The 23,448-nt window shown below is 57.3% G+C and carries 18 protein-coding genes; 11 read left to right on the top strand and 7 right to left on the bottom strand.

Annotated elements, in window-relative coordinates; translation table 11 throughout:
- Positions 1-197: 197 nt before the first annotated feature.
- From oxlT to J2X72_RS18245, 7 genes are all read left to right on the top strand, one after another.
- Positions 198-1,490, top strand: a complete 1,293-nt coding sequence (gene oxlT / locus J2X72_RS18275; protein ID WP_210003045.1) for an oxalate/formate MFS antiporter — start codon at positions 198-200, stop codon at positions 1,488-1,490.
- Positions 1,491-1,734: 244 nt separating this feature from the next.
- Positions 1,735-3,861, top strand: coding sequence for an acetate--CoA ligase family protein (locus tag J2X72_RS18270; RefSeq protein ID WP_210003012.1), 2,127 nt, complete (start codon positions 1,735-1,737; stop codon positions 3,859-3,861).
- 81 nt (positions 3,862-3,942) lie between these two features.
- Positions 3,943-5,142, top strand: coding sequence for an ADP-forming succinate--CoA ligase subunit beta (sucC, locus tag J2X72_RS18265; protein ID WP_210003011.1), 1,200 nt, complete (start codon positions 3,943-3,945; stop codon positions 5,140-5,142).
- Entirely contained in the window at positions 5,142-6,059 is a 918-nt protein-coding gene (gene sucD, locus J2X72_RS18260; protein WP_310074189.1) for a succinate--CoA ligase subunit alpha, read from the top strand. Before sucC ends, sucD begins: the two co-directional genes overlap by 1 nt.
- On the top strand, positions 6,059-8,899 hold the full coding sequence (locus J2X72_RS18255) for a phosphoenolpyruvate carboxylase (protein WP_310074187.1): 2,841 nt from the start codon (positions 6,059-6,061) through the stop codon (positions 8,897-8,899). Before sucD ends, J2X72_RS18255 begins: the two co-directional genes overlap by 1 nt.
- A 105-nt stretch (positions 8,900-9,004) precedes the next feature.
- Positions 9,005-9,721, top strand: coding sequence for a GntR family transcriptional regulator (locus tag J2X72_RS18250; protein WP_112532300.1), 717 nt, complete (start codon positions 9,005-9,007; stop codon positions 9,719-9,721).
- A gap of 60 nt (positions 9,722-9,781) precedes the next feature.
- Entirely contained in the window at positions 9,782-10,792 is a 1,011-nt protein-coding gene (locus J2X72_RS18245) for an NAD(P)H-quinone oxidoreductase (RefSeq protein ID WP_310074183.1), read from the top strand.
- Between the two features lie 158 nt (positions 10,793-10,950).
- Here the strand turns inward: J2X72_RS18245 and guaD are convergent, their stop codons facing one another.
- Together guaD and J2X72_RS18235 are read right to left on the bottom strand one after the other, a co-directional pair.
- On the bottom strand, positions 10,951-12,306 hold the full coding sequence (gene guaD, locus J2X72_RS18240) for a guanine deaminase (protein ID WP_310074180.1): 1,356 nt from the start codon (positions 12,304-12,306) through the stop codon (positions 10,951-10,953).
- Positions 12,303-13,544: a urate hydroxylase PuuD gene (locus J2X72_RS18235; RefSeq protein WP_310074178.1), complete on the bottom strand. Its 1,242-nt coding sequence runs from the start codon at positions 13,542-13,544 to the stop codon at positions 12,303-12,305. Before J2X72_RS18235 ends, guaD begins: the two co-directional genes overlap by 4 nt.
- Before the next feature lie 136 nt (positions 13,545-13,680).
- On the opposite strand from J2X72_RS18235, the gene J2X72_RS18230 reads away from it, so the two are divergent.
- The gene (locus tag J2X72_RS18230; RefSeq protein ID WP_210003005.1) at positions 13,681-14,595 is read left to right on the top strand and encodes a LysR family transcriptional regulator; all 915 of its coding nucleotides are present in this window, start codon (positions 13,681-13,683) and stop codon (positions 14,593-14,595) included.
- A 5-nt stretch (positions 14,596-14,600) separates the two neighbouring features.
- Here J2X72_RS18230 and xdhC read toward each other — a convergent pair whose 3' ends face one another.
- From xdhC to uraH, 4 genes are read right to left on the bottom strand one after another with little or no spacing between them, the layout of a single operon-like run.
- A complete protein-coding gene (gene xdhC, locus J2X72_RS18225; protein WP_310074174.1) occupies positions 14,601-15,458 on the bottom strand; it encodes a xanthine dehydrogenase accessory protein XdhC in 858 nt (285 codons plus the stop codon).
- A gap of 6 nt (positions 15,459-15,464) precedes the next feature.
- Positions 15,465-17,801 (bottom strand): xanthine dehydrogenase molybdopterin binding subunit, encoded by a 2,337-nt coding sequence (xdhB, locus tag J2X72_RS18220; RefSeq protein WP_310074171.1) that lies wholly within the window; start codon positions 17,799-17,801, stop codon positions 15,465-15,467.
- 10 nt (positions 17,802-17,811) lie between these two features.
- A complete protein-coding gene (gene xdhA, locus J2X72_RS18215) occupies positions 17,812-19,290 on the bottom strand; it encodes a xanthine dehydrogenase small subunit (protein ID WP_310074168.1) in 1,479 nt (492 codons plus the stop codon).
- Between the two features lie 6 nt (positions 19,291-19,296).
- Positions 19,297-19,668, bottom strand: coding sequence for a hydroxyisourate hydrolase (gene uraH, locus J2X72_RS18210; RefSeq protein WP_310074165.1), 372 nt, complete (start codon positions 19,666-19,668; stop codon positions 19,297-19,299).
- A 192-nt stretch (positions 19,669-19,860) separates the two neighbouring features.
- Between uraH and puuE the strand changes: the two genes are divergently transcribed.
- Genes puuE through J2X72_RS18195 form a run of 3 tightly spaced genes read left to right on the top strand, consistent with a single transcriptional unit; the run spans position 19,861 to position 22,774 of the window.
- A complete protein-coding gene (puuE, locus tag J2X72_RS18205) occupies positions 19,861-21,261 on the top strand; it encodes an allantoinase PuuE (protein WP_310074241.1) in 1,401 nt (466 codons plus the stop codon).
- A gap of 9 nt (positions 21,262-21,270) precedes the next feature.
- Complete coding sequence (gene alc, locus J2X72_RS18200) at positions 21,271-22,284, top strand: allantoicase (protein ID WP_310074162.1); 1,014 nt, start codon at positions 21,271-21,273, stop codon at positions 22,282-22,284.
- A gap of 4 nt (positions 22,285-22,288) precedes the next feature.
- Positions 22,289-22,774, top strand: coding sequence for an ureidoglycolate lyase (locus J2X72_RS18195; protein ID WP_310074161.1), 486 nt, complete (start codon positions 22,289-22,291; stop codon positions 22,772-22,774).
- A 64-nt stretch (positions 22,775-22,838) separates the two neighbouring features.
- Here J2X72_RS18195 and J2X72_RS18190 read toward each other — a convergent pair whose 3' ends face one another.
- Entirely contained in the window at positions 22,839-23,444 is a 606-nt protein-coding gene (locus tag J2X72_RS18190) for a nucleoside deaminase (protein WP_310074158.1), read from the bottom strand.
- Positions 23,445-23,448 lie beyond the last annotated feature (4 nt).

Here is a 23,448-nt window from a genome sequence, read left to right as displayed (position 1 = left end):
GAAAAATTACTTTTAGACCTCTTAAGCGGCTGCCGGATCCCCTCCGGCCGCCGCTTAACATTTTGAATACATTCAGTTTTTATAAAAGTTGTATGGCAATACCAGCTTGGCTCTTGTCTTTTGGTATAACAGATACCAGTATGTCCCTATCAGCGCATGGCATTATAGCTACATAAAAGGCGTAGAAAGGGATGAACATGACTCAAGCGGTAAAAGAGGAGTTCCGCTCGCATCAGGTCAGCGACGGATTCAGATGGGGACAGTTGGCAATTGGCGTGATCTGTATGGTTACCATCGCCAATCTTCAATATGGCTGGACATTCTTTGTTCCCGAAATTACCAAACAGTTCGGTTGGGGGCGTGCGGAAATTCAATGGGCCTTCACGCTCTTCGTCCTGTTCGAAACATGGCTGGTTCCGATAGAGGGCTGGTTCGTCGACAAATACGGTCCCAAGATCGTCATTATGTTCGGCGGCGTGCTATGCGCTATTGGATGGGTCATCAACTCGCAAGCCGATACGCTGTTTCTATTCTGCGTTGGCCAGGCTATCGCCGGTATCGGTGCGGGCGCAGTCTATGGCACCTGTGTAGGCAACGCGTTGAAATGGTTCCCGGACCGGCGTGGACTTGCTGCGGGTATCACGGCAGCGGGTTTTGGCGCGGGTTCCGCCCTGACGGTCTGGCCGATCCAGGCAACCATCGCTCATTTCGGCTTCGCACACACCTTCCTCACCTTCGGGCTGGGGCAAGGTATTATTATCGTGGTGCTTTCTTTCTTCCTCTTTGCCCCGAAGCCGGGTCAAACTCCTGAAGTCAGCAACAAAGGCCCGATCATTCAGAGCCGCCGGCAGTATTTGCCTTCCGAAGTGGTGAAACACCCGATTTTCTGGCTCATGTATCTCATGTTTGTGGCAGTGGGCGCCGGTGGCCTTGTTGTAACCGCCAACCTTGCGCCGATGGCCAAGGACTACGGCGTTGCGGATATTCCGGTATGGCTTGGCATTCCAGCCCTCACCCTCGCTGCTACGCTGGACCGCCTTCTCAACGGCGTGACCCGGCCGCTCTGCGGCTGGATTTCGGATAAGATCGGACGCGAAAACACCATGTTCTTCGCCTTCGGCATCGAGGCGATCGGCATATACCTGCTTTACCTCTTCGCCCATGACCCGATGATGTTCGTGATCTTGAGCAGTCTGGTGTTTTTCGCCTGGGGCGAGATCTATTCGCTCTTTCCTTCCACCTGCACGGATACCTTCGGCTCCAAATTCGCTGCTACCAATGCCGGCCTGCTTTATACGGCCAAAGGTACGGCCGCACTTCTGGTGCCATTTGGTACGGCCCTGGCGGCGGACGGTGATTGGGGTGCGGTATTTATCATCGGCGTCATCCTGAATGCGGGCGCCTCCCTCTTGGCACTGTTCGTACTCAAACCATGGCGCGCAGGTATCATCCGCAGGACGGAAGAGAACGTCCTGCAGCCCGCCCAATAATAGCATCACGATAGAGCTCGCCTGGGCTGGGTCGTTCCAGCCCAGGCATTGAAACAACCAGACACTCAATCACGATTGAAGCAAACAGCTAACGGCCAGGGATCAGGACTTGACAGTCTTTTTTCTGGTATACAATATACCAATACGGGCGCTAAAGACGATCTAGCCAGTCGCGCCGCTGGCAAACCAAGCCACATCAATGCCGCCGTCACCGGGAGTGCACGCGGCCATCACGGAGGAAATCATGCTCGACAAAACCGTTGTCCGTAACGTACTGGAAGCGGCGCGGGCCGAGGGCCGCCAGGCACTCACCGCACCCGAAGGCAAGCTTATCTGCGATGCTTATGGCATAGGAGTTCCGCAGGAAGGTGTTGCAGGCAGTGCCGGGGAAGCCGCGTCGCTTGCGTCGGCCATGGGCTTTCCCGTGGTCATGAAAATCGTCTCCCCGGATATCCTGCACAAGACGGAAGCAGGCGGCGTTATCGTCGGCGTCAAATCTGCCGAGGAAGCCAAGGCCAGTTTCGACAAGATCATTGCCAATGCCCAAGCCTATAAGGCGGATGCGGAAATCGTCGGTGTGCAGGTTCAGCAAATGCTGACTGGCGGCCTCGAAGTCATCATCGGCGCGGTCACCGACGACAGTTTCGGCAAGCTCGTTGCCTTTGGCCTTGGCGGCGTTCTCGTCGAAGTCCTGAAGGACATCACCTTCCGCCTTGCACCGGTGACACACGACGAAGCCCTGTCGATGCTCGACAGCATTCAGGCGGCGGAAATGTTGAAGGGCGTGCGCGGCGGTGAGCCGGTCAATCGTATTGCGCTTGCCGATATGATTGTGCAGGTCTCCAAGCTTGTTGACGACTATCCGGAAATCTCCGAACTCGATCTCAACCCGGTTTTCGCCACCAAGGAAGGCGCCATTGCCGCCGACGTCCGCATCGTCATCGATTACGACCAGGCGAAGCCGCGCCATCGCCCGAGCCAGGACGAAATCCTAAAATCGATGAACCGCATCATGCGTCCGAAGGCGGTCGCCGTGATCGGCGCTTCGGCAGAGGATGGCAAGATCGGCAATTCCGTGATGAAGAACCTCATCAATGGCGGCTACAAAGGCCAAATCTATCCAATCCATCCGAAAGCCGAAGAAATCCTCGGCTACAAGACCTACAAAAGCGTCAAGGATGTTCCGGGCAATATCGATACGGCGGTCTTTGCCATTCCCGCCAAACTGGTTGCCGGCGCTCTTGCCGAATGCGGCGAGAAGAAAATTCCTGGGGCAGTCCTCATACCCTCGGGCTTTGCCGAAGCCGGAGAACCGGAACTGCAGGACGAGATCGTCAAGATCGGCCGCAAATACAATATCCGCCTGATGGGCCCGAACATTTACGGCTTCTACTACACGCCGGAAAATCTTTGCGCAACATTCTGCACGGCCTACGACGTCAAGGGCTCGGCGGCATTGTCGTCACAGTCCGGCGGCATCGGCATGGCGATCATCGGCTTCTCGCGCTCGGCCAAGATGGGCGTATCGGCAATTGTCGGTCTCGGCAACAAGTCGGACATCGATGAGGACGACCTGCTCACCTTCTTCGAGCAGGATGACAATACGCGCATCATCGCCCAGCATCTGGAGGATCTGAAAGACGGGCGCGCCTTTGCCGAAGCGGCAAAACGCGTCTCCCAGAAGAAGCCTATCGTCGTTCTCAAGGCGGGACGCACCTCCGCCGGCGCCAAAGCGGCCTCCTCTCATACGGGCGCGCTCGCCGGTAACGACAAAATCTACGAGGACGTCTTCAAGCAAGTCGGTGTCATCCGCGCCCGCTCGCTGCGCCAACTCCTCGAATTCGCCCGCGGCATTCCTGTCATGCCGACGCCGAAGGGAGAAAATGTCGTTATCATTACCGGCGCTGGCGGCTCGGGCGTGCTCCTCTCCGATGCCTGCGTCGACAACGGCCTCAGTCTCATGGGAATGCCGGACGATCTGGATGCGGCTTTCCGCAAGTTCATTCCGCCCTTCGGCGCCGCGGGCAATCCCGTCGACATCACCGGTGGCGAACCGCCCCTCACCTACAAGAATACGGTCAAACTCGGCCTCGAGGACGATCGCATCCACGCGCTGATCCTCGGTTACTGGCACACGATCGTCACCCCGCCGATGGTCTTTGCCAAGCTGATGGTCGAGGTGAAGGAGGAGATGGCCGCCAGGGGTATCGAGAAGCCGATGGTTGCCTCGCTTGCTGGCGATGTCGAAGTCGAAGAAGCGGCCGAGTATCTCTACCAGCATGGCATTCCTGCCTATGCCTATTCGACCGAGCTACCAGTCGAGGTGCTGGGAGCGAAGTACAAATGGGCCAGAGGCGCAGGTTTGCTTTAGCCCTCCCCGCCGGACCCTGGCGCAAGTCAGGGTCTGGTGCCCTTCACAAAATCCGTAAATTTTAAGGGGAGGTTTTCCTCAATGCATATTCATGAGTATCAGGCCAAGGGTGTACTGAAGTCCTTTGGCGTGCCTGTACCGGAAGGTTATCTGGCTGTGGACGTCGAAGAGGCTGGTGAAATGGCCGCAAGACTCCCTGGTCCGGTCTTTGTCGTCAAATCGCAAATTCATGCGGGCGGCCGCGGCAAGGGTTCGTTCATGGAACTGGGCGAAGGTGCAAAGGGCGGCGTCCGCCTTGCCCGTTCCCTTGCGGAGGTTCGCGAACATGCGGCTGAAATGCTCGGCAATACACTGGTGACAATCCAGACCGGCCCTTCAGGCAAGCAGGTCAACCGCCTTTATGTCGAGGATGGATCGCAGATCGAGAAGGAATTCTACCTCTCGCTTCTTGTCGACCGCGCAACCAGCCGCGTTTCGTTCGTTGTCTCCACCGAGGGCGGCATGGACATCGAAACCATCGCGCATGACACACCGGAAAAGATCCTGACGTTCTCGGTGGATCCGGCAACGGGCATCCTGCCTCATCATGGCCGCGCCGTTGCCAAAGCGCTCGAACTTGACGGCGATCTTGCGAAACAAGCTCATACGCTCGTCGCAAAACTTTATACTGCTTTCACGGCCAAAGACATGGAGATGCTCGAGATCAACCCATTGATCGTCTCGAAGGACGGCCAGCTGAAATGTCTCGACGCCAAGGTCAGCTTCGATTCCAACGCGCTCGCCCGCCATCCCGACATTTTCGAGATGCGCGATGAGACCGAAGAGGACGCCAAGGAGATAGAGGCGTCGAAATATGACCTCTCCTACATCACGCTCGACGGCAGCATCGGCTGCATGGTCAACGGCGCCGGCCTTGCCATGGCGACAATGGACATCATCAAGTTCTACGGCGCAGAACCGGCCAACTTTCTCGATGTCGGCGGCGGCGCCACTGCCGAGAAGGTTGCAGCGGCATTCAAGATCATAACCGCGGATCCGAATGTAAAAGGCATTCTCATCAACATCTTCGGCGGCATTATGCGCTGCGACGTGATCGCAGAAGGCGTGATCACCGCCGTCAAGGAAGTGGGACTGACGGTACCGCTCGTCGTTCGCCTCGAAGGCACCAATGTCAACGAGGGAAAGCACATCATTGCAGCATCGGGGTTGAACGTCATTCCTGCTGACGATCTCGACGATGCTGCCCAGAAGATCGTCAACGCAGTCGGAGGCTTGAGCTGATGTCGATACTGATCAACAAAAACACGCGTCTCCTCTGTCAGGGCTTCACTGGCAAGACGGGCACCTTCCACAGCGAACAGGCGATCAAATATGGTACCCGCATGGTAGGAGGCACCTCCCCCGGCAAAGGCGGAACGTCACATCTCGGTCTGCCCGTCTTCGACACGGTGGCGGAAGCACGTGAAGCGACCGGAGCTGACGCCTCGGTTATTTATGTGCCGCCTTTCAGCGCGGCCGATGCTATCTGCGAGGCGATCCAGGCGGAAATTCCGCTGATCGTGTGCATCACGGAAGGTATTCCGGTCCTCGACATGCAGCGTGTCAAACGTGCATTGAGCGGTTCGAAATCCCGACTGATCGGCCCCAATTGTCCCGGCATCATGACCGTTGATGAATGCAAGATCGGGATTATGCCCGGCTCCATCTTCCGCAAAGGATCCGTCGGCATCGTGTCGCGCTCGGGAACGTTGACCTATGAAGCCGTATTCCAGACCTCGCAGCAGGGTCTTGGCCAGACCACGGCGGTCGGCATCGGCGGCGATCCCATCAAGGGCACCGAATTCATCGACGTGCTCGAAATGTTCCTCGCCGATCCGGCGACGGAATCAATGGTGATGATTGGCGAAATCGGCGGTTCGGCTGAAGAAGAAGCCGCGCAGTTCCTCGCCGACGAGGCAAGACGCGGACGTTCGAAGCCAACGGTCGGATTCATTGCGGGGCGGACAGCACCTCCTGGCCGGCGAATGGGCCATGCCGGAGCCATCATATCCGGCGGCAAAGGTGGCGCAGAAGATAAAATCAGCGCCATGGAAGCGGCTGGCATCCGGATCGCCTCTACACCGGCGCGTCTTGGCACCACGCTTGTCGAGCTTCTGAATGAGCGCTCGGTATCTCCACGTCTGTCGGCAACCGGTTGATGGACCGAGCACCGGATCAGACGGCCATGTCGCTTGAAGATCACTGCCGCGAAAGGCTTGCCGCCTTTCGCGCGCGGCTGACCGACGAACCGCGCTATAATCCGGTCGCGCAGCTCTCCTTCGAACTGTCGCGTGATCTCGAAGCGGGCACGCTCAGCAGGCAGGAGTTGGCCCGCCTTATTCATTCTCTCGGCAAGGCAAGCTTTCGGGGGCGCGCCGTCGCCCTCGCGGGTTATGTCGGCCCGCTCGATATGGATGAGAATCGCAAGCGTCTGACATTCGCCATCGAATGCCTGCTCGGCGATGGCGGCACATTCGAGGAGGATCTTGCCGCCCTTCGTCGTTGCCAGCTTGGCCTGGTGTTCACGGCACATCCAACCTTTCTCCTGTCGCGCCGCCAGCGCAACATGCTCGCCCGCCTCGCCAATGGCGAAATCATCGAAGACGATGAAACCGGTTACGGTCCAGATCGCCCGATTACGCTGAATGACGAGCATGACGCGGTGCTTATGGCGGTTGGCAGAGCCAGCGATGCGATCGCCGAATTTTCGCGGCTGGCGATTGAAACTCTGCGCAAGCGCCACGGAGAGAGATGGCGGGAGGCGCGGATCGGTTTCGCCGGCGTCGGCACCTGGGTCGGATACGATCTGGATGGACGTACAGACATAGCCTGGATCGATATGTTTCGCTTCAGGCTCGCTGAAAAATCGCGGCAGATCTGTCGCTATGAAACAGCCATCACCCGGATACGCGCAATGCCTGGATGCGAATTCACCACCGGTAGCAAACTTGCCGAGATGGCCCTCAAGCTCGAGCGGCTCCACGCATGGAGCGGTCTTGTGCTGGAAGCCTTTTCACAAATGCCGCTCGATCCGTCAGCGCTTGAGGCCGCTTCGGAGATATTGACGGCCGATCATCCCGACCGGATCGTCAGCATAGATATCTTGCTCACCATGCTGGACGAAGCGATCGCGGATGCCTCCGATGAGATCGCGCTGGAGCTACTCGTTCTTCGCAGCGAGATGGCAGCGCTGAGCTTTGGCGTGGGTGAAGTTCACCTGCGTATCAATGCGACACAGCTTCATAACGCCATCATGCATTATCTGGACCTTGATTCCGAAGAACAGATCGGCAGCCGATCCATTCTCGAAATGCTTGGCGAACTCATGCGCGATGCCGATAAGTATCAGGTCAACTTCGCATCGCTCGATATCGAGCAAAAAACTGCGTTGCGTCAGTTCCTGCTTGCCGCCCAGATTCTCAAGCACGTCGATAGCGATTCCTCCATTCGCCTGTTGATTGCCGAGTGCGAAACTCCTGCAACTGTGCTTGCCGCGATGTGCTTCGCGCGGCTGTTCGGAGTCGATCACAGGCTCGATATATCGCCGCTGTTCGAAACGCCCACAGCGCTGGAGAGCGCAGCCCGCTTCTTCGACGTGCTTTTCGCCATTCCTGAATACCGGGACATGGTGCGTGCCCGCGGGCGTATAGCGATACAAACCGGCTTTTCCGATTCCGGTCGCTTCATGGGTCAGATTCCGGCGGCTCTCGCCATTGAACGCGTCCAGGGACAATTGGCGCGCGCATGTATTCGCCACGACCTCACGGATGTCGAAGTCCTCATTTTCAACACGCATGGCGAATCCGCCGGCCGCGGCGCCCACCAGCGTTCATTCATGGACCGGGTTTTCTACGTGCTCAGCCCATGGATCCGCCACCAATACCGCAATGCCGGCATTGCTCTGAAACATGAGGTGAGTTTTCAAGGCGGCGACGGATATCTCTTTTTCGAGACGCCGGAGCTGGCCCTTGCCACGTTGACGAGGCTTATCGAATGTGCGGTGCCGATACGCGGGGCGCCCGAAGAAGATATGCTCTACGCCAGGACGAGCTTTTCCTTCGACTTTTATCGGCATATTGCAAATTTTCACGATCATCTCCTGAATGACCGGGCCTATCACAGGACGCTCGGCTCGTTTCCGCAAGGACTTCTCAACGAGACGGGTTCGCGCAAATCGCGGCGGCAGTTCGATGTCGCAGGCGCCGAAGTCCATCAGGTGAGGAAAATCCGCGCAATCCCTCACAATGCCATCCTGCAGCAACTCGGCTACCCGCTGACTGTGGTATCCGGTTTCGGAAGGGCCGTCCGTGATGATGAGGACCGCTTTGTGGAGGTCTATAAAGGATCGGATCGCCTGCGCCGGCTTACGTCGCACGTTTTTGCGACGAAACAGAAGTCGAGTATCAAGGCGCTTGCGGCTTTCGCGACCATCTACGACCCCGCATTCTGGTCGTCGCGACCCTATGCCGGCGCGGAGCCGCATCTCGCCGCACCTTGTCTTTCGATAACGCAGCTCCTCGAAGGCGATGAAAGGGCGACGGCCATAAGCGCGCTGGCCGTCAAGCTAAGGATCGATGCCATCTGGCTTCATCGAATCCTGGATGCGGTCGAACTACCTGCGGGCAAGCCAAGGGAGTCAGAACATGAACGCAGCGATATGCTGCAGGCCATACGTCTCGCACTATTGCAGCACATCTTTTTGATGGCCGCGCGTATTCCGCGATTCTCGACGCGCAACGATGTTTCCCGCGACGACATCATGGAGCTGATCTTCAGCCTGCGCATACCCGAAGCGGTAGAATTGCTTCGCGGTGCCTATCCTGGGGACCCCGTCGATATGAAGAACTATCGCCTTAGCGAGCCATTCACCTATCCAGGAGAACGTTCCTCGAACTATGCCGACCTCAGCGCACGGTTGATCGATCCGATTGCCGATACCTACACCGCCATTCTTGAAGCCGGCACAGCGCTGGCCCTGGATTTCGGCGCGCATGGGTAACGCAAATGGTTGCAAAAACTCGCAAAATGACTTCAATGACTTAAATATGGTATTATACATTCCAAATATAAATGGAGATGACCCGACGTGAGCCCGAGAACCCACATGCGTTGGCCGCTGGCCGATGACGTCACCCCGGACCTCGTCCTTGAACCCTTTGCGGCCGAGCCAAACTTCAAAACGCGAATCTATGCGACGTTGAAACAGGCCATCGCCAATATGGACATCTATGCCACGTCGGAAGATACCTGGCTCGACGAACGGCAATTGGCCGATCGGCTTGGTGTTAGCCGTACACCCATCCGCGAAGCAATCGCGATGCTGGAGCAACAGGGGTTTGTGAAATCCATCCCTCGCCGCGGCATCATGGTGTTGCGCAAGACAAAGCGTGAAGTAATCGAAATGATCCAGGTCTGGGCTGCTTTGGAAGCCATGGCTGCCCGCCTCGTCTCACTCAATGCCAGCGGCAAGGATATTGCGCGCTTGAGGACGCTCTTCGAAAAGTTCCATGAGGGCCACAAGCCGGCCGATTATCTGGGCGAATATTCCGAAGCCAATCTGCAGTTTCACCAGACCCTGATCCAGATGACGGATTCGAAAATTCTCCGGGAAACGACCGAGAACATTCTCCTCCACGTTCGCGGCATCCGGAAGATAACCATAGGACGCGATGACCGCGCATCCCAGTCGATAAAAGATCATCTGGCCATCATTGCGGCTTTGGAAAAGCGCGATACCGAAACGGCCGAAAAGCTTTGCCGCGATCATACGCTCGGCCTCGCCGCCTACGTGGAGAAGCACAGCGAAGGTATTTTCGATTGAGTATCTGACCGCCCGCTCGGCCCGACTTCTTCCTTCGATCCCATATCCGGAGATACGGCAATGATCGGCCTTCCCGAAAGCATGACTGTGATCGCCATCAGCGAACCGGGTGGCCCTGATGTTCTCAAAGCGGAACAGCGGCCTGTTCCTGCCCCTGCGGCAAACGAAATACTCATTCGTGTCGCCGCCGCCGGTGTCAATCGCCCCGACGTGTTCCAGCGCGCGGGTAGCTACCCGCCGCCGAAAGGCTCCTCCGACCTGCCGGGTCTCGAAGTTGCGGGAACGGTAGCGGCCGTGGGAACGGGCGTGCGGCGATGGAAGGTGGGGGACAAGGTCTGCGCTCTGACACCGGGGGGCGGTTACGCCGAATATGCGCTTGTCGACAATTTGAGCGCGCTGTCGATCCCCGGCGGGCTTTCGTTTGTTGAAGCAGCCGCTGTGCCGGAAACCTTCTTTACCGTTTGGCATAACGTCTTCGAGCTTGGCGCCTTGAAACAGGGTGAAACCCTGCTGATCCATGGTGGCGCATCAGGGATTGGAACGACCGCGATCATGCTTGCCAAGGCATTGGGTGCGACAGTGATCGTAACCGCAGGGACGGACGAAAAATGCGCCGCCTGCCGCGAGCTCGGCGCGGATACGGCGATCAATTACCGCACAGCGGATTGGTTGGCAGAGGTCAGGGAGGTGACCGAACGGCAAGGCGCCCACGTCATCCTCGACATGGTCGGCGGTCCTTATATCGAGAAAAACTACCAGGCGGCCGGGGTCGGCGGACGGATAGTCAATATCGCGTTCCTGCAAGGCTCGCGCGCCGATGTCGATTTTATGCGTCTGATGATGAAGCGCCTGACGCACACCGGCTCAACGCTGCGCGCGCAGTCTCTCGAGGCAAAGGCGCGGATCGCCGCCGAGCTTGAAGCCAATGTCTGGCCGCTGCTCGCCGAGGGAAAATGCCGGCCGCTTATCCACGCGTGCTTTCCATTTACCGAGGCAAGTCAGGCCCATACATTGATGGAAGCGAATACCAATATCGGCAAGATCGTCCTCACAATTGAAAAGGACCGGTAATTTTTAGAGGCTCGACGGCTTTCGCGCAAGATGGCGTGATTTTTGCGCAAGACTGACCGATTCTCATGCAAGAAATGTCGAAAATGATATGGTTTTTTCCATCACAGGTTTAAATTTTGGTGTAGTGACGCGAAAATCGCGCCACTACCCCTGACTGATCAAGCCGGCTGCAATTCAGGCAAGGATCGAGCCCCAACGGACGCTGCAGCCTGATCGAGCCCGCTCTTCATGGGCTTGCCGGCGACGTAAACCTCTGAAACAGAACGATCATCGCCCATGGTCTGCAGGATGAACAGCTCCTCCGCCAAGGTCGTGGCAGTCCTCATGCGCAATTCCATCGCCGGCTTGGCACGGCTGTCGAGAATGGTTATGTCGGCATCGGCACCCGCACGCAGCGAACCGATACGATCCTCAAGACCTAGTGCTCGGGCATTGCCGAGCGTCATCATGTAGTAGGAAGTGAATGGTGAGAGGCGCTGCCCCTGCACATGCAAGACCTTGTAGGCCTCGCTCATCGTCTCGAGCATTGAGAAGCTGGTCCCGCCACCCACATCGGTCGCAACGGACGTGCGCGCACCAAGCTCCTTGAACCGGCCTTGGTCAAACAAGCCACTGCCGAGGAACAGATTGGAGGTCGGACAGAAGACCGCCACCGACCTCGCATCGGCGAGTGTCGCGATTTCCCGGTCCGAAAGGAAAATGCAGTGTCCGAGCAATGTCTTGGATCCGAGAAGATCATAGTTCGCATAGATGTCGGTATAATCCTTCGCCGAGGGATAGAGAGAAGTCGCGTAGGAAATTTCGTCTTTGTTTTCAGATAGATGCGTCTGCACATAGCACTCGGGATGCTCGCGCACCAAAGCACGGCTCATATCCATCTGCTCCGGTGTCGAGGTGATGGCGAAGCGCGGACTGATCGCGTAATGTGCGCGGCCGCGGCCATGCCACATGGCGATGAGTGCCTTGGTATCGTCATAGCCCGATTGCGGCGTATCGCGCAGCGCCTCGGGAGCGTTGCGATCCATCATGACCTTGCCGCCGATCATCAGCATGTTGCGCTTCTCAGCGGCAGCAAAGTAGGCATCGACGCTGGTCCGGTGAACCGAACAATAGGCAGCGGCCGTTGTCGTGCCGTTGCGCAATAATTCGTCCATGAAGCGGCCGGCGATGAAATCGGCATGCGCCGTGGAGGAAAATTTCTGTTCTTCTACGAATATGTAGGTGTTCAGCCATTCCATGAGCTGTGCACCATAAGAGGCAATCGCCTGCGTCTGCGGGAAATGCAAATGGGTGTCGATGAAGCCCGGCAGGATCAAATGGGGCCGGTGATCGACGATCTGCGTCTGCGGACCCGCAACCGACGCCAAGGCCGCGTATTCGCCAGCTTCGACAACCTTGCCGTTCTCGACCAGCACCGCGCCATCTTCGAAATAGCTATAGGCTGACTGATCGTCGATGCTCGTCGGCTCGTCGACGAAAGTCAGCACCCGGCCGCGCAAAAGCAATTGGCTCATTGGACTGTTCCTCCCTGAACTGTGGTCTCATACCAGCTGGCGAGCAGGCGGCGTTCCTCGTCGGTGATACCACTGACGTTCGCCGGCGGCATTGCATGCGAGCGTCCGGCCTGCAGATAGATCTCGCGCGCATGGGCTGCGATCTCGCTGTCGGTCTCCAGCACGACACCCTTGGGCGGCACGATGATGCCCTCCCAGCCGGGTTCCTTGGCATGGCACATCGAGCAGCGTCCGAGGATAGTGTCCTTCACCTTGGGGAAGGTTTCGGCGGAAACGAACGACTGCTCGACAGCGGAAACCTTCTCCTCTGCACCTTCGCCTGACAGGATCTTCGGCACCGTCGACAGCCACATTATGATGACGAAGAGAATCGCGGTAACCAGCCACGTCCACGTCGGTTCCCCCTTGCGGGCGTGCCGGGTGTTGAACCAATGGCGGATTGTCACCCCCATAAGGAACACCAGCGAAGCAATGATCCAGTTGTACTTGGTCGCGAATGCCAGCGGATAGTGATTCGACAACATGAGGAACAGCACTGGCAGGGTCAGATAATTGTTGTGGGTCGAGCGCTGCTTGGCCTGTTTGCCCAGCGCAGGATCCGGAACCTTGCCTGCGATGAGGTCGGCAACGACTTTCTTCTGGTTCGGGATGATTATCATGAACACATTGGCGGACATGATTGTCGCTGTAAACGCGCCGAGATGAAGAAACGCAGCACGCCCCGTAAAGAGCTGCGTATAGCCCCATGCCATGCCGACCAGCACGAAATACAGCAGCACCATCAGTTGCGTATCGTTCCTGCCGAGCGGCGACTTGCAGATCGTGTCATAGACGATCCAGCCGCCAAAAATCGATGCGAGAGAAATCGCGATAGCAACTGGACGCGACACGTCGAGTACATGCGGATCGATCAGGTACAGATCAGCGCCTGCATAGTAGACGATGCAAAGCATGGCGAAGCCCGAAAGCCACGTCGCATAGGATTCCCATTTGAACCATGTCAGATGTTCGGGCATCTGCTCCGGCGCCACCAGATATTTCTGGATATGGTAAAAGCCGCCGCCGTGAACTTGCCACTCCTCACCATGGGCACCGGCTGGAAGGTCCGGACGCTGACGCAAGCCGAGGTCAAGCGCCACGAAATAAAAGGACGAGCCGATCCAGGCAATGCCGGTGATCACATGCAACCAGCGAACAGCGAAGTTCATCCAGTCCCAGGCAATAGCGAATTCGTACATGCGGCTCTCCCATTTATTGCGGGAGAGTATGTGCCAAAGCCTATGCTCATGTGAAACACCGTAATGGACCCATCTCTTTCAAAAAAATCTTTAAAATGCTAGATCACCAGACAGTGTAAGGCTTCGGGCGAAAATAATGTCGTACCTTGATAACCTTCGTGTTTTTGTTCGCGTCGTCGAACTTGGAAACCTTTCTGCCGCCGGACGCGACCAACGCGCTTCTCCGGCTGTCGCCAGCAATCGGATCAAGGAACTCGAGCGTCATCTTGGCGTCCGTCTTTTCAATCGCACGACGCGCAAACTGACTCCTACCGAGCACGGCCGCGTATTCTATGAAGGCGCGGTCAAGATTATCGAGGCAATCAATGAGGCCGAAGCGGCGATTGCCGATCTATCGAAAAAGCCCAAAGGTGCAATTCGCATCACCGCACCCCTTGGCATTGGCCGGCGCCTGATCGCATCCGGCATTCCGGAGTTTCACGACAAGTACCCGGATATCGAAGTGCGGCTGCGACTGTCAGATCACAACGTCGATATAATGAGCGAGGGTGTCGACGTGGCCTTCAAGCTCGGCATACTCGAAGACTCCAATCTGCGCATGCGCGGCATCATGAATTGTGAAAGGGTAATCTGCGCGTCGCCCGAGTATCTTCAAAGGCGCGGCACTCCTTTAACGCCCGATGATCTGATAGCCGAACATCACGATTGCCTGCTGCTACGCTATCCAGGCTCCAAGGAATATTTCTGGACGCTGCAAGTGCCCGAAGGTATTCGCAAGCTGGAAGTCAGCGGTCCTTACGATTCCGATGATGGCGATGTGCTTACACAATGGGCGCTAGAAGGTCGCGGCATCATCAACAAACCGTTGTTTGAAGTGAAAAGCCATTTCAATGACGGAACGCTGAAACCGATCCTCGAAGACACGCCGCCAGCCAGCATTCAGCTTGCCGCGATCTACCCGCACAAGCGGTTTCAGGATCCAAAGGTCCGCCTCATCATCGATTTCATGACCGAACGCTGTCAACGCCTCGTCAATGCAATGTTGGAATAAACGGTTCAGGCGTTGGCTCGCCTGCGTTCTTTCGGTCCAGCAACTGCCGCAGGCCGATAATTCAACGCCGACATCATGATTTCAGCCGCCGCCAGAGCCGCAATGACAGTCGGCCGCTTGTCTTTCACGGCAGTTCCGCCGACTGGACAGACCAGCTTGTCAAAAACCTCAGGACGACCCACCTCACGGGTCAACCAATTGCGGAATGTGGCCCGCTTGGTCTTCGACCCGATCATGCCCACGTAGGACGCGTCATTCCTGGCAAGCGCTTCGGCCGTAATCAAGAAATCCAGCGCATGGTCGTGGGTGAGGACAACGAATGCACTTCCCGCCGGCGCATCACGAACAACCGCTTCGGGCATGGCCGTCAGGCAGGTTTGGATGCCGGGTACCTGCGTGGCGGAAAGTTCCTCCTCGCGTGTGTCGACCAATATCGTCCGCAATGGCACAAGCGATAGCGCCATGGCCAAAGCATCACCGACATGGCCGGCACCAAAAACATAAACATGCGGCCGCTGGGCGATCTCAAGGTCGACCTTCTCGATCAATGTCATAGCCACGGCTCGATCAACCCGTTTGAAGCCCAAGGAGACACGGCCACCGCAGCATTGGCCGATCTCCGGTCCGAGCGGGATCGTCATTTCATCCACTTGGCAGCCGTGTTGGAGCGCCCTGCGCGCGTGATCAATTGCCATATATTCGAGCTGCCCACCGCCTATGGTGCCAAAAATGCGATCCGCCGCCACCAGCATCCAAGCTCCGGCCTCGCGCGGAGTGGAGCCGTCTGCGGCTTCCACCTCAACGAGAACGGCGTGCCTGCGTCTATTCAGAAAGTTCCGGATATCGTCGCGGTTCGTTGGCATGGGATTTCACAGCTCCTTGCCCACCGACCGCAAACGTTCTACCGCCATCAATACCCGCTCTGGTGTGGCCGGGGCATCGAGACGCGGCGAGATTCTATAGTCCGCTACGCTGGCAACCGCCATCGAGATCGCCTCGAGCACGGAGATTGCCAGCATGAATGGCGGCTCGCCGACGGCCTTGGAGCGGCGGATCGTTTCCTCGCGGTTGACCGACCAGTTCGCGAGATTGACGTTGAACGTGCGCGGGCGATCCGATGCCAGCGGAATCTTGTAGGTTGACGGCGCATGCGTGCGCAGTCGTCCCTTGGCATCCCACCACAACTCTTCCGTCGTCAGCCAGCCCATGCCCTGCACGAAGGCGCCTTCTACCTGGCCAAGATCGAGTGCCGGGTTCAACGACCTGCCAACATCATGGAGAATATCGGTCCGATCGACCTGATATTCGCCGGTCAGCGTGTCGATACTTACCTCGGACACGGAAGCACCATAGGCGAAATAGTAGAAGGGGCGGCCCCTGCCCTCCGCCCGGCTCCAGTGGATCTTTGGCGTCTTGTAAAAGCCTGCTGCCGACAGCTGCACACGAGCGCCGTAGGCGGATTTGATGAATTCGGGAAATGGAATGAATCTGTCAGCTACTCTGACCGTATTCGCTTCGAAAAAGACCTGTTCCTGCGCGACACCATAGTGCTCGACGGCAAATTGAACAAGGCGCGCCTTGATCTGTTGGGCGGCATTGGCTGCGGCCATGCCGTTGAGATCAGAACCGGAAGAAGCCGCCGTCGCAGAGGTATTCGGAACCTTTGCGGTTGTCGTTGCTGTTATTCTGATGCAATCGAGATCGACCTGGAATTCGTCGGCGACAATCTGCGCAACCTTGGTGTTCAGCCCCTGTCCCATCTCGGTGCCACCATGATTGAGGTGGATTGAACCGTCGGTGTAGACATGGACGAGAGCGCCAGCCTGGTTATATTCCGTTTTGGTGAAGGAGATACCGAACTTCACCGGTGTCAGCGCAATGCCCCGCTTGATGATCCGGCTGTGGCGATTGAAGTTGATAATCGCCTCGCGCCGAGCCGCATAACCAGATGAATCCTCAAGCTCCGCAACGATTTGCGGGATGATGTTATCTTCGACTGTCTGATGGTACGGCGTAAGGTTGCGTCCTTCACCGCCATAGAAATTGGCCTTGCGAATTTCCAGCGGATCCTTGCCAAGCGCATAGGCAATCTCTTCAATCATGCGCTCGCCGCCGACCATGCCCTGCGGGCCACCGAACCCGCGAAAGGCCGTGTTGGAAACGGTGTTGGTTTTTAGCGGCCGCGAACGCAACCGAACATTCGGATAGAAGTAGCAATTGTCGGCATGGAAGAGAGCGCGGTCCGTGACAGGGCCGGAAAGGTCTGCCGAGAAACCGCAGCGCGCCGAAAACGTCGCATCGACAGCTGCAATGCGCCCATCGTCGTCAAAGCCAAGATCATAGACCACATGAAAGTCGTGACGCTTGCCTGTAGCAATCATGTCGTCGTCGCGATCGGGCCTGATTTTCACGGCCCGATGGTACTTCTTGGCGGCAATTGCCGCGACCGCCGCAAAGAGATTGGCCTGTGTTTCCTTGCCACCGAAGCCGCCACCCATGCGTCTCACATTAACTGTCACGGCATTCGAGGGGACACCGAGAACGTGCCCGATCATGTGTTGCGTTTCGCTCGGGTGCTGGGTTGAGGAAAAAACCGTCACCTCGTCATCCTCACCGGGAATGGCAAAAGCGATATGGCCTTCGAGGTAGAAGTGGTCTTGCCCACCAATGCGCATTTCCCCGCTCAAACGGTTCTTTGCACCGGCAAGGCCAGCCGCAATGTCGCCCCGTTCCAGCTTCAGGGGATCGATTACCAGCGGATAGTTGGCCTTTTCCGCTTCCAGTATGTCGGTGACGTGATCGAGATCACGGTACTCGATCTTTACCTTCGATGCCGCCTGACGCGCGATCTGGCGCGTTTCTGCAATCACCGCGAAGATGGGCTGGCCGTGGAATTCGACCTTGCCGATAGCGAAGACGGGATCGTCATTCTTGCCCGCGGGGCTAACGTCGTTGTGACCTGGAATATCGTCGACAGTCAGGACGCCTATAACGCCGGCGCTTGCTTTCACCGCCTCGAAATCGATGGACACAATTTCCGCGTGTGCCCGCTGTGACAGGCCAAGATAGGCATGCAGCGTGTTGGACGGCTCCGGCATATCATCGATATACTCGGCGGTACCGGATACGTGCTTGTGACCCGACTCGTGCGGCTGCTTTTCATGGACGCCACCACGTATTCGGGTAATCGGCTGAATTGAATTCATTGCGCGCTCCTCACCCAAATGCCAATTCGTAGCGGTTCAACCGGACATGCTCGCCGCCTGTTTCAAGGTAGAAACGCCGCAAAAGATTCTTCGCGACCAGCAGGCGGTAGTCGGCGGAGGCACGCCAATCCGTCAGTGGTGTGAAATCATCTGAGAATGCCGCGGCGGCCTTTTCGATTGCGCCCTCATCCCAAACGGCGCCAGTCAACGATGTTTCGACCGCTGTCGCACGTTTGGGTGTTCCAGCCAGGCCCCCAAACGCGGCAATGGCGTTTTCCACCCGGCCTCGTTCATCGAGAGAAATCCGGAATGCGCCGCAGACCGAGGAAATGTCCTCATCCAGCCGCTTCGAAATCTTGTAGACGCCGTAAAGATCGCGGGTGGCGAGATAAGGGATATGGATCGCTTCCACGAACTCGCCAGGCGCACGATCCTGTTTGCCGTATTCGATGAAATATTTCTCAATTGGAACGGAGCGCCGATTCTTACCCCTGCGCAATCGAACTGTCGCACCAAGGCCTATCAAGGCCGGCGGCGTGTCGCCGATTGGCGAGCCGTTAGCGACATTGCCACCGACAGTCCCCATGTTGCGGACTTGCTCACCGCCGATGCGGTTCCAGAGCTCTTCCAGTTGGGGAAAGTGGCGGACAATAACAGGATATGCATCGGTGTAGCTGACACCTGCACCGAGTGTCAGACCATCGTCGCCCTCCGTTATCACCCGTAAGTCATCCAGATGCGAAAGGAAAACGACCGGTCCGATCTCGCGCATGAACTTCGTTACCCAAAGGCCGACATCGGTCGAGCCCGCAACAATCGTGGCACCGGGATTGTGTTCCAGCACGTCCGCGAAATCATCGACATTGGCGGGAAGCACAAGCTGTTGCTTCCCCTCGCCGAGAACAACCCGCTTGTCATCTTTCAACGCAAGCAATTGCTCGCTAACGTGCGCCCGCTCGGTGACAAGCGGATCCCTGTTCAGATCGCCAGTGGCGGTAACGCTTTCTGCAGCGCGGATGATCGCGGCATAGCCAGTACAACGGCAGAGATTACCCTGCAGTGCCTTTTCGATCTCCTGGATGTTCGGTTTCGGATTTTGCATCCACAGGCCGTAGAGCGACATGACGAAGCCGGGGGTGCAGAAACCGCACTGCGAAGCGTGGGTATCGACCATTGCTTGCTGCACCGGATGCAATTTTCCATCCGATCCAGCCAGAGCTTCAACTGTTACGACGTGACAGCCGTCGAGTGAGCCAACAAAGCGGATGCAGGCATTGACCGATTCATACTTGAGCTGTCCTTTCGACAACCGCCCCACGAGCACAGTGCAAGCGCCGCAGTCGCCCTCCGCGCATCCTTCCTTGGTGCCGCGCAGTTTGCGGTCGAGCCGGAGGTAATCGAGAAGCGTTTCCGTCGGGGGAACGTCCGTTCGCTCGACAACCTTGCCGTTGAGAAGAAACCGGATGCTATTGCGGATTTGAAGTTCCATGTGGAATCAGCTCCCCCGATAGGTCGAATAGCCGAAGGGAGCGACAAGCAGTGGCACGTGATAATGCACGTTCTCATCATCGATGCCAAAGCGGATCGGGACTACGTCGAGAAATGGTGTCTGGCCGTTCGAGGCCCGGCCGCCGAAGTATTCGCCTACATGGAAGCGAAGCTCGTAGGCGCCAGGGCGCACATCAGCGCCGGTCAACAACGGCTTGTTGCAACGTCCATCTTCATTGGTGCGTGTGCTGTGCAAAGGCTGAAGGCGGTCGCCATCGACGCGAAAGAGATCGATCCGCAAGCTGGCGGCGGGCTTGCCGCTGGCTGTATCGAGCACATGGGTCGTCAGGCGGCCGGCAACTTCATCGTGAAGGCTCATGGGTATTCCTCCCTCCCGCGGAGTACTTCAGTTTCCATCTCTCAATGTGCCCCTTGGCATCCGTTCCGGGTAGGCGGCGCCTCAGTGCAGGACTTTCAAAATTTTCTGGGGGAATGCCTCGTCCATTATTTGAGTATTCAGAGTGGAACAGCGATTAGAGGAGGGACCACAGTGGCGAGATATTCCCGCGACATGCACGGCTACGGCGCAAACCCACCGCCGGCCAATTGGCCTGATAATGCGCACATCGCCGTCCAATTCGTCGTAAATTACGAGGAAGGGGGAGAAAACTGCGTTCTGCATGGCGATGCCGCCTCTGAAGCATTCCTGTCTGAGATTGTCGGGGCGCAGGCGTGGCCCGACCAGCGCCACTGGAACATGGAGTCGATCTACGAGTACGGAGCGCGCGCCGGGTTTTGGCGCCTCCACCGCCTGCTGACATCCAAGAACATCCCCGTCACGGTCTTCGGCGTGGCGACAGCCTTACAGCGGTCGCCTTCGCAAGTTCGGGCCATGCTCGATGCAGACTGGGAGATCGCATCGCACGGCTTGAAATGGATTGACTACAAGGATTACAGTCCTGACGCCGAACGTGAACACATGCTCGAGGCGATCCGCCTCCACACTGCCGTTACCGGCAAACGCCCCCGCGGCTGGTACACGGGCCGGTGCTCGGCGAACACAGTCAATCTGATGGCCGAAGAAGGCGGATTCGATTATGTTTCCGATTCCTATGCCGACGACCTGCCCTATTGGCACGAGTTCGGCGGCAAACAGCAGCTCGTTGTTCCCTATACGCTCGATGCCAACGATATGCGGTTCGCGACACCGCAAGGCTTCAATGCTGGGGATCAGTTCTTTGCCTATCTGAAGGACAGTTTCGATACCCTGTACGCGGAAGGTGAAGCCGGTTCGCCCAAGATGATGAGCATTGGTCTCCATTGCCGCCTGATCGGACGGCCAGGTAGGATCGCAGCTCTCACCCGCTTCATTGAATATATACAAGGCCACGAGAAGGTCTGGCTCGCTCGTCGCATCGACGTCGCGCAGCACTGGGCCACAAACCACCCGTATAAAACGCAGCGAGTGCAGCCGTCGAGAATGTCCGAGGACGCATTTGTTTACTGCTTTGGCGGAGTGTTCGAACACTCTGACTGGATCGCAAGACTGGCATACGCTGCCGAGCTCGGACCATCCCACGATAACGTCACGGGTCTGCACGCCGCGCTTTGTACGGCATTTCGCACCTCGCCGGACAACGAACGTCTCGGCGTCTTGAATGCTCACCCAGACCTTGCCGGGAAACTGGCGCAAGCCAAACGCCTCACAGAAAGCTCTGCACGGGAACAGGCGTCCGCAGGCTTGGATGAGCTAACCGACGACGAGCGCGAGAAGTTCACCGCTCTCAATACGCGCTATGTCGAAACCTTCGGATTCCCGTTCATCATCGCCGTGAAGGGCCGAAGCAAGGACGATATCCTTTCCAGCTTCAAGACCAGGATCGCCAACAATCGCCAGATGGAATTCAACACAGCGTGCCGGGAAGTGGAGAAGATTGCTCTTCTGCGCCTTCAAGACATGTTGGCAAATTGAGGAATGAAAATGTCAAATACCAATGAAGATATCCCCGTATTCGCCCGTAACGCTATCAATCTTGCATCGGCTGGCCTCGGGGCGAAGCCGATCTTCGCGACCGACGAATTTTTTGCACCGCTGGAACGCATGCTGAGCGACGCGCCGGCAATTTTCTATCCTGAGAAATTCGACGACAACGGCAAGTGGATGGACGGGTGGGAAACGCGCCGGCGCCGCAGCAGCGGGCACGACTATGCGGTCGTCCAGCTTGCCGCCCCCGGCACCATCGCCGGTTTCGATGTCGACACAGCGCATTTCACGGGGAACTATCCTCCTGCCTGCCGCATCGAAGCTTGCAATACAACGGGCAAACCTGACGAAACCACCTTGTGGACGGAGGTGCTCGGATTGAGCCAGCTCGGCGCTAGTTCGCACCACTACTTCACTTGCAGCTCGAAGCAAGTTTGGACTCATGTTCGCCTCCACATACACCCGGATGGCGGCGTTGCGCGCTTGCGTGTTTACGGTCAGCCATCGCTGGACCTTGATAGCGTCAATGGTGAGGCAGTCGATCTCGCTTCTTCGCTTCTCGGCGGCCGGGTCGTCGCCATGTCGAATGCGCATTATGGCTATCAGCGCCTGCTCGCACCGGGTCGCGGCATCAATATGGGCGACGGCTGGGAAACACGCCGCAGGCGCGAGCCAGGTAATGACTGGATCATCATCAAGCTTGCGGCGCACGGAACCATTGAAAGCGCCATTGTGGACACTGCCCACTTCAAGGGGAACTATCCGGACGCCTGCTCGATTCAGGTCGCTGATCTTGGCGATGCTGGCGAGAGCCTCGACGAGTTGGTCGTCGCTTCGTCCATGTTCTGGGAAGAGATTCTGCCCGTTCAAAAGTTGTCCGCGGACAACATCCATGAATATGGCGGCAACCAGATCAAGCAAAACGGCGCAGTAACACACGCCCGCTTCAACATCTATCCGGATGGAGGCGTGAGCAGGTTGCGGCTGTTCGGCAAAATCGCGCGCGGATAATCAAATGCGCGAGATCGTCATTCAACCGTTGACCCGAGAGACGTTTTCGCCTTTCGGGGATGTCATTGAGATGGAGGGCGCCAGCAGCTTTCCGATCAATCATGGCATGTGCAGACGCTACCATGATCTGGCCAAGGTCGAGACGACGGGCGACAATGCCCGCACCTTGATCAGCCTGCTGCGTGGCCAGCCTTACGAGCTGCCTCTCAAGCTGGAAATGGTCGAACGGCATCCATTTGGTAGTCAGGCCTTCGTGCCCCTGTCGGGTAATCCGTTTCTCGTGGTTGCAGCTCACGACCAGCCGGATGGCCCAACCGATCCTGTCGCCTTTCTGACGGGACCCGGCCAGGGTGTGAACATTCATCGCAATGTGTGGCACGGTATTCTGACGCCGCTTGAGGGCCAGTCAGACTTTGTTGTCATCGACCGGGGCGGCGATGGCGTCAATCTGCAAGAGCATTTCTATCCCGAAGCGTTTCTCATTCGCTAACTCCGACATGCGCCAGAAATGGTCGCCCTTCTCTGGAAGGGCGGCCATTTCTAGGTCGAGACATTCAGTTTAGGGGAATCGAGTTCTCGTCCTTGCTGGACTGATACTGCTCCGAGAGTTCCGCATATTTCCCACTGATTGCCGCGGCGCGCTTTTGCAACCTTTCCCGATCCAGCTCCGGAAGCTGCGCAATCAACTTGTGTATGGAATAGCTTTTCCAGAACGCGTTTTCCTTGTTGTAGCCGCCCGGTTCCAACGTGAAAACTTCCTTCAAGATTTTGAGATCATGCGGGATTGCAAATGCATCGCGCGAATCTTCGTGGCTGAAGAAGTAATAGAAATTGTCAAAACCTGCCCAGGTGATAGCTGAAAGGCACATGGAACAAGGTTCGTGGGTCGACACGAAAATCAGTTCGCGCGGTTCTGGACGGGTATCCTCCGCCATCTCGAAAAATCGCTTCAATGCATGCACCTCGCCGTGCCATAGCGGGTTTTCCGTCTCATTGTTGGTCTCTGCCAACACGAGCGACAAATCCGATTTGCGCAGCAGCGCCGCGCCGAAGATCTTGTTCCCGGCAGCTACACCGCTTTCGGTTTTTGGAATAATCCGGCGCTCGATCGTATCAAGCAGTACCTCAACAAGATTGTTCGTCGCGGTTTGCTGCTCCATCGAT

This window comes from Phyllobacterium sp. 1468 (genome assembly GCF_031455525.1).
Classification (GTDB): domain Bacteria; phylum Pseudomonadota; class Alphaproteobacteria; order Rhizobiales; family Rhizobiaceae; genus Phyllobacterium.
This window is presented reverse-complemented; position numbering and strand designations above follow the sequence as displayed.